At 68.5% G+C, this 7,011-nt stretch carries 5 protein-coding genes; 2 read left to right on the plus strand and 3 right to left on the minus strand.

Features of this window, described 5'->3' with window-relative positions:
- The first annotated feature begins 13 nt into the window (after nt 1-13).
- A complete protein-coding gene (locus JUB11_RS29105; RefSeq protein WP_207462300.1) occupies nt 14-1,222 on the plus strand; it encodes an MFS transporter in 1,209 nt (402 codons plus the stop codon).
- A gap of 116 nt (nt 1,223-1,338) precedes the next feature.
- Here the strand turns inward: JUB11_RS29105 and JUB11_RS29110 are convergent, their stop codons facing one another.
- Together JUB11_RS29110 and JUB11_RS29115 are read right to left on the minus strand one after the other, a co-directional pair.
- Nucleotides 1,339-2,394, minus strand: a complete 1,056-nt coding sequence (locus JUB11_RS29110) for a FecR family protein (RefSeq protein ID WP_207462301.1) — start codon at nt 2,392-2,394, stop codon at nt 1,339-1,341.
- Nucleotides 2,395-2,498: 104 nt separating this feature from the next.
- On the minus strand, nt 2,499-2,999 hold the full coding sequence (locus JUB11_RS29115) for a sigma-70 family RNA polymerase sigma factor (protein WP_207462302.1): 501 nt from the start codon (nt 2,997-2,999) through the stop codon (nt 2,499-2,501).
- A 336-nt stretch (nt 3,000-3,335) separates the two neighbouring features.
- On the opposite strand from JUB11_RS29115, the gene JUB11_RS29120 reads away from it, so the two are divergent.
- Nucleotides 3,336-5,690: a PAS domain-containing protein gene (locus tag JUB11_RS29120; RefSeq protein WP_207462303.1), complete on the plus strand. Its 2,355-nt coding sequence runs from the start codon at nt 3,336-3,338 to the stop codon at nt 5,688-5,690.
- Between the two features lie 57 nt (nt 5,691-5,747).
- On the opposite strand, the gene JUB11_RS29125 is transcribed toward JUB11_RS29120, so the two are convergent.
- Nucleotides 5,748-6,908: a cytochrome P450 gene (locus tag JUB11_RS29125; protein WP_207462304.1), complete on the minus strand. Its 1,161-nt coding sequence runs from the start codon at nt 6,906-6,908 to the stop codon at nt 5,748-5,750.
- Between the last annotated feature and the right edge of the window lie 103 nt (nt 6,909-7,011).

Below are 7,011 nucleotides of genomic sequence, written 5' to 3' on the forward strand. Positions count from 1 at the left end.
CTTGGAGGCTATCATGACCACCACCGCTCATTCTTCGCGGGCCAGCGACGCCGGTATCCTGGCATCTGGAGGCGGTGCGCTCGCAGTCCTGCTGCTTGCCATCTCCGCCTTTGTCATCGTCACCACTGAATTCGTGATCGTGGGACTGCTCCCGAGCCTGGCACGGGATCTCGGCGTTTCCATCCCAACGGCGGGGTGGCTCGTCACTTTGTTCGCTTTCACCGTGATGCTGTTTGGTCCAATCCTGACAGCGCTTCTCTCGCATCTCGACCGCAAGCGGCTGTTCGTCACGCTGCTGCTCATCTTCGCCGCATCCAATGCGCTTGCCGCACTCGCCCCCAACATCTGGGTGTTGGCACTCGGACGCTTCGTACCGGCCCTGGCGCTTCCGGTCTTCTGGGGCACGGCGAGCGAGACGGCCGCCAAGATCGCGGGCCCTGCGCGCTCCGCAAACGCTGTTGCGAACGTTTACCTGGGCATCGCCGGGGCAATGGTGCTTGGTATTCCGGTCGGCACACTGGCGGGCACTGTGTTCGGTTGGCGGGGCACGTTCTGGGCACTCGCGCTGCTGTCGCTGGTCATGGCCGCCCTGCTGGCGCGCGTCATGCCGAGGATTGCAAAGCAAACGCGCGTTCCACTCACCCACCAGCTGCGGATCCTGCGAGATCCCCTCTTTCTCGCCCACATCGCCCTTTCGGTCATCATCTTCACCGCATCGTTCACCGCCTACACTTACCTGGCTGACCTCCTGGAACAGGTTGCTGGGGTGTCCTCGGCTGCGGTCGGCTGGTGGTTGATGGGGTTTGGCGTGGTCGGTCTCGCCGGGAATTGGCTTGGCGGTTACATGGTTGGGCAGAACCCGCTACGTGCGACGTTCATCGTTGCTCTCGTGCTTGCCATTGGCATGGCCGCGACCGTACCGATGGCGGACAACCAAGCCCTACTCGCGGTCCCGCTCGCCGTCTGGGGCCTCGCCAACACCGCGCTTTACCCGATCTGCCAAGTTCGCGTCATGCGCGCCGCATCGCATGCACAGGCTCTCGCCGGGACTCTCAATGTTTCCATGGCGAATGCCGGCATTGGGTTCGGTGCGATCATCGGTGGCGCTGTGATCGAACGCTGGGGCGTTGCAAGTGTCGGTTATGTGGCGGCCGGAGTCGCTGTCGTGGCTGCTCTCGCGATCCCGTTCATCAGCCGCCTTGCTCGAAAGAGTGCCGTCTGATGAGACGTCCGGCCATCAACTGAACCGCGCCGGGTTTCCTGCAGGCTGTTTTGAAAACTTGCCGCCGGGCAGGCGCTGGATCTCATCGGATCACGGACGTTCTGGTTGCTTTCCTCTCAGCGGTGGATCAGCGTCGCCATGCCCGGCAGGACCGTGGTCCGGATGCCCAGCGCGCTGCGCAGGGCGTCCAGCACCGCGTCGGGGTCGTCGGCGCGGAACACGCCCGAAAGGGTCAGGCCTCGCAAGGTTTCGTCGGGGATCAGGACCCGTCCCTTGCTCATGCGGTCGAGCGCCACGGCGACCTCGGCCAGCGGCACCCGGTCGAACAGGACCAGCCCGCGCCGCCACGCGAAGGCGGTGTCCGGGGACACGGTTTGCGGCAGCGTCCGGACGCCCGGCGCCACCCGCGCGCGCTGCCCCGCCGACAGCACGACGCCTTCGGCCGGCCGGTTCGCGGAATCCACCGCCACGCGGCCGCGCTCCACCGTGACGATCACCGCGTCGAGTCCCTGGCCTGTCTGCCGATCCACCTCGAAGGCCGTGCCGAGCACGCGCGCCTCCACCGATCCCGCCACGACGCGGAAGCCGAGCGCCGGGTCATGGGCGACGTCCAGCCAGACGCGCCCGCGCCGGAGATCCACCCGCCGCTCCGTGCCGGTGATCGTGACGGACACGGCGCTGTCCGCGTCGAGCAGCAGCCGCGACCCGTCGGCCAGCACGGCCTCCCGCCGTTCGCCGGGTGCTGTCGCGTGATCGGCCAGCAGCCGGTCGGCAAGGCCCGGATCGCGCCACCACAAGCCCACGGCGGCGAGCAGGACGGAGGCCGCGAGGGCGAAGGACGCCCATGCGCGCGCGCTCATCCAACCCCGGCCCGCACGTCTCGAGCCCGCCCATCTCCAATCCAATCGCCGCGACGGCGCACGGTACCAGCCGCCGGCCCCCAGCCGGGCCGCCGGTTCCGCGAGGCGGCTCCACAGTTCCCCCGCTTCGGCATAGGCGCGGCGATTCTCCGCCGAAGCGTCCAGCCAGACGGCGAAGGCCGCCCGGTCGGCGTCCGTCGCCCCGGGGTCCTTCAGACGGACATACCAGGCAATCGCCTCCTCCCCCGCCCTGTCCGGCGCGGGTGATGGAGGCGGCGGCGTGTCGGGCCTTGTTTCCTTGTCCGTGCTCATGTCGGCGGGAGGGTTTCCGGCGGGGCGGCGTGCATGTCGGGTGTTCCTGCATCAGGAACGGCGGGGAGGGTCGGAATCCTCAAGATTTTTCGCTCCCGCCGGCCCTATCGCGGTCCGCGGCCGGGCAGCCGGCGCCGGCAGGCGGCGAGCGCCCGGATCATGTCCTTCTCCACCGTGCTGACGGACACGCCCAGTTCCACGGCGATGTCGTTGTAGCTCAACCCGTCGAGCCGGTTCAGGAGGAAGACCCGCTGCACCCGCTCCGGCAGGGCGGACAGGGTGTCGTGCAGCAGTTCCAGTTCCTCCCGCGCGGATGCGGTGTCGTCCGGCGTCACGCCGCCGGCGGGCGGCTCCGCCGCCGCGGCCTCGGCGTGCCGGTCGCGGACGCGCTGCGCCCGCAGATGGTCGATGGCGATGTTCCGGGCCGTGCGGAACAGGTATCCCGCATCCTCGCAGCCGTCCCGCCTGTCCCACAGCCGCAGGAAGGCATCCTGCGCCAAGTCTTCCGCCGTGGCGCGGCAGCCGACGATGCGTCCGATCAGCCGCACCAGCCGGGACCGTTCCGCGGCGAAGATCTGAACCAGCGTGGCGGGCATCGGCGGCATCGGCATCGTCTGCGGACGGAAAGGGCGCCGCGTCACCGGACGGACGCGGCGTCATCTCCCTTACCGTTGTTAAGAACGATTATCAACTGGCTTGTGGAGACCGGCGGCGCGGACCCCTCCCCTGGCAGCCTCGTCCATTTCGCTCTTTCCGAAACGGACGCCCGGCTGCCATGTTGTTGCACAACGTGCCACCCACCCCTTTCCGCTTCGTGACTCCATGCCCAAGCGCATCAGCCAGAGCATCTCCCCGACACCGGAACCGGATTGCCTGGATTTACATCGCGTCCGGGCGACATGAGCGGGTCGATGAACCGGGCGTTTCCGGACTTTCACGCCGTGTTCGATGCGACGCCCTCGCCGTATCTCATGGTCTCGCCGGACCTGATCATCGTCGCCGTCAATGACGCCTACCTGAAGGCGACGATGACGCGGCGCGAGGAGATCGTCGGCCGTCATATCTTCGAGGTGATGCCCGACAACCCGGATGATCCCACCGCGAACGGGGTGGGCAACCTGGGTGCGTCGCTGCGCCGGGTGCTGGAGACCCGCCGCCCGGATGTGATGGCGGTGCAGAGATACGACATCCGGCGCCCGCAAAGCCTGGGCGGCGGGTTCGAGGAGCGGTACTGGAGCTCCCGCAACACGCCCGTTCTGGACGGGAAGGGCGACGTCGCCTGGATCATCCATCACGTGGAGGATGTGACCGAGCGGACGCTGGCGGAGCAGGCGCATCAGGAGGCCGAGAGGCGGTGGGCCGCGGTCGCCGCGGGGCGCGAAGCCATACTGGAGAGCATCGGCGAAGGCTTCTGCATCATGGACCGCGACTTCCGCCTCGTGGAGGTCAACGGCGAGGCCCTGCGCATCGACGGCCGGACGGCGGAGGAACTGCTCGGCCGCACGCACTGGGACGTCTGGCCGGGATCCATTGGAACGCAGGTCGAGACGAATTACCGCCGCGTCATGCGGGAGCGGGTGCCGATCGCCTTCGAGCACAATTACGTCAGCGACCGTCACAACCTGTGGCTGGAGATGAAGGCCTATCCCACCGAGGAAGGCCTGGCCATCCTGTTCCGCGACATCACGGACCACAAACGGGCCGAACAGGCCCTGATCGAGAGCGAGGAGCAAAGAAGGCTCGACCGGGAACTGCTGGGCGCCGTCATCCGGCAGGCTCCGGTCGGCATCTCCATCGTCGAGGCGCCGAGCGGCCGTGCCCTGGCGCTGAACGACAAGGCGATCGAACTGCTGGGCCATGGGCGGACGAACACCGGTCCCGATCGGTACCAGGAGTACGGCGCCCTGCACACCGATGGGCGGCCCTTTGCCCCGGAGGACTACCCAACCATGCGGGCCATCCGCCATGGCGAGGTCGTGGATCAGGAGGAGATGATCTACCGCCAGAGCCAGGAGCAGGAGGGCCAGGAGCAGGAGGGCGAGGGCCATCAGAACCAGGAACGCGTGGCGCGCTTCGCGGTCAGCAGCGCGCCGGTGCGGAACCAGGCCGGAAAGATCGTGGCGGCCGCGACCGTCTTCTATGACATCAGCGAGCGGCTCCGGATGGAGGAAGCCCTCCGCCGCGCCAAGGAGGAGGCTGAACGGGCGAACATCGCCAAGTCGAAGTTCCTGGCCGCCGCGTCGCACGACCTCCGTCAGCCCATGCAGTCGCTCCTGCTGTTCCTGGACATCCTGAAACCGCATGTCGCGGCCAAGGGGCAGGAGGCGCTGAAGCATCTCGGCCGGGGGCTGGACGCGCTGCGGGACCTGCTGGACAGCCTGCTCGACATCTCGCAACTCGATGCGGGCGTCGTTCAGCCGACCATCGAGAGCTTTTCCATACAGGATCTCGTCGAACAGATCGGCACCGCCTACAAGCCGATCGCCGTCGCCGACGGCCTCGCGTTCGAGATCACGGCCTGTCCCTCCGTGGTGCGCAGCGACCGCATGCTCCTCGGCCGGATGGTGCGCAACCTCGTCGAGAACGCCTTGCGCTACACCGAGCACGGGCGGATCGGCATCGAGTGCCACGAGGCCGAAGGTCGGCTGCAGCTCAGGATCCGGGACACCGGCATCGGCATTCCGCCCGAACATCTGGAGCGGATCTGGCAGGAGTTCCACCAGGTCGGCAATCCCGAGCGCGACCGCAACCGTGGCCTGGGGTTGGGGCTGGCCATCGTGCAGCGCCTCTCCCATCTGCTCGACCACCCCGTTCATGTCCGCTCGAGCCCGGGCGAAGGCTCCGTCTTCACGGTCGAGCTGCCGCTCGGCGAAGCCGTACCGGCCCATGCGCCCGCATCCGCGAAGGAGATGGTGGGGAACGGGCGGTTCGCCGTGGTGGTGGACGACGACGCCATCGTGCTGCTCGGCCTCAAGGCGATCTTCGAGGCCTGGGGCTACGAGGTGCTGGCCGCCGGTTCCGCCCCTCAGGCCCTCGCGGAACTGGACGAGCTTGGCCGGCGGCCGGACATCGTCATTTCGGACTACCGGCTGCGGGAACGGCAGTCCGGGACCGACGCGATCCTGCGGATCCGGCAGGCCTGCGGCCGTGACGTGCCGGGGATCATCCTGACCGGCGAGACCGGCGCCGAAATCCAGCAGGAAGCGGCGTCGCACGGCCTCCACATCATCCACAAGCCTGTCACGCCACGCCAGCTCGGCGACGCTCTGGAAAGCCTCCTGTCCGACGGCCGGTGATCAGGCCCGGTTCGGGGCGCGCGGCCCCGGCCGTCTCCGGCAGGGGGCCGCGCGCCTCTACTTCCCTTGCGCGGTGCCGGGTTCGTCGAACTGGACGACCAGCCGGTCCGCGAAGATCCCGTCCTTCGTCAGGTGTCCCTGCGGACCCGGCGCGCGGCGGAGGTTGGGACGCCGAAGCAGCGGCTTGATCATCCGTTGCAGCGTCCACTCGTTGATGTGCCGGCCGAAGCACTCGTGCAGGCCATGGCCGAAGTGGATGTACTGGTCCGCGGACCGATCAGGGTTGAAGCGCTCCGGCTCGGGAACCCGGCGCCCGTCCATCATCGCGGATGCGATGGCCGCCACCACGGTCGCCCCCTTCGGGATCGTCCGGGCGCGCCGCGTGCCCTGCGCCAGCGTCCAGTCCTTCGTCGCGACGCGCAGCAATCCAGGCGCCAGCGGGTCGAAGCGCATGGCTTCCCGCACGATGCGCCAGAGATAGGCGTCGTCGCCCGCCCTGGCCGTCTTCGCCGCGAGGGCGAGGGCGTCGGGACGGCGGAGGAGCTGCTCGACGGCCTGAGGCACGACCATCGGCGGCTGCGGCGGGCCGCCGACGACCATGCAGAGGAGGTCCGTGCGGATCTCCTCGTCGCTGTAGCCGGGCCGGCCCTCCGCCTGGCGGCGCAGGCAGCGGGCCAGCACGTCGTCCTCCGGAGCGGCTCCCCCCGCCTTCCGGCGGGCGATTTCCCGGTCGATGTGCGCGCGGAAGGCGGGAGCGATCGCGTCCACCTGGGCGCGCAGGTCCTTGTCGCTGGGCGAGCCGACGAACTGGAACTCGAAGAGCCGCGTGCCCCAGACGTCCAGCCGGCCCTGCTCCGGCTTGGGCACGCCGAAGTAGTTCGCTATCAGGTCGAAGCTGATCTGCCGCACGAGGTTCACAACCTCGACCGTCCCGCCGGACGCCGCGACCATCGCCTCCGCCTGCGCCTCGGCGCGGTTCCCCAGCTCCGGCAGGTCGCTCGCCAGAACCACCTCGCGCATGTTCCGGAGGCTGTCCTTGTACTGCGGCGTGTCGGTCATCCCCAGGAAGAAGGGTTGCCGGCCGGTGATCACGTCCAGGTTCGCCTTGTAGGGCGCCTCGAAGGCGGTGTCGGTGGCGAACACCTCCAGCACGTCGTCGTGGAGCGTGACGACGTAGCTGCTGCCGAACTTGGCGATCGGCCAAAGCTTGCGAAGCAACCGGAACCCGAAGGGTATGGAGATACCGTGATGCGGATCAAGCAGGAATAAGGTTGGGTGCCAGGGCGGTCGTCCCGCGTCAAGGCTGGCGCTGGCGCGCCAC

The organism is Azospirillum sp. SYSU D00513 (genome assembly GCF_017356015.1).
Classification (GTDB): domain Bacteria; phylum Pseudomonadota; class Alphaproteobacteria; order Azospirillales; family Azospirillaceae; genus Azospirillum.

Bases quoted from the DNA above. Each gene is read 5' to 3' on its own strand.
- JUB11_RS29105 (WP_207462300.1), top strand. From the start codon at position 14: ATGACCACCACCGCTCATTCTTCGCGGGCCAGCGACGCCGGTATCCTG.
- JUB11_RS29110 (WP_207462301.1), bottom strand. From the start codon at position 2,394: ATGAGCACGGACAAGGAAACAAGGCCCGACACGCCGCCGCCTCCATCA.
- JUB11_RS29115 (WP_207462302.1), bottom strand. From the start codon at position 2,999: ATGCCGCCGATGCCCGCCACGCTGGTTCAGATCTTCGCCGCGGAACGG.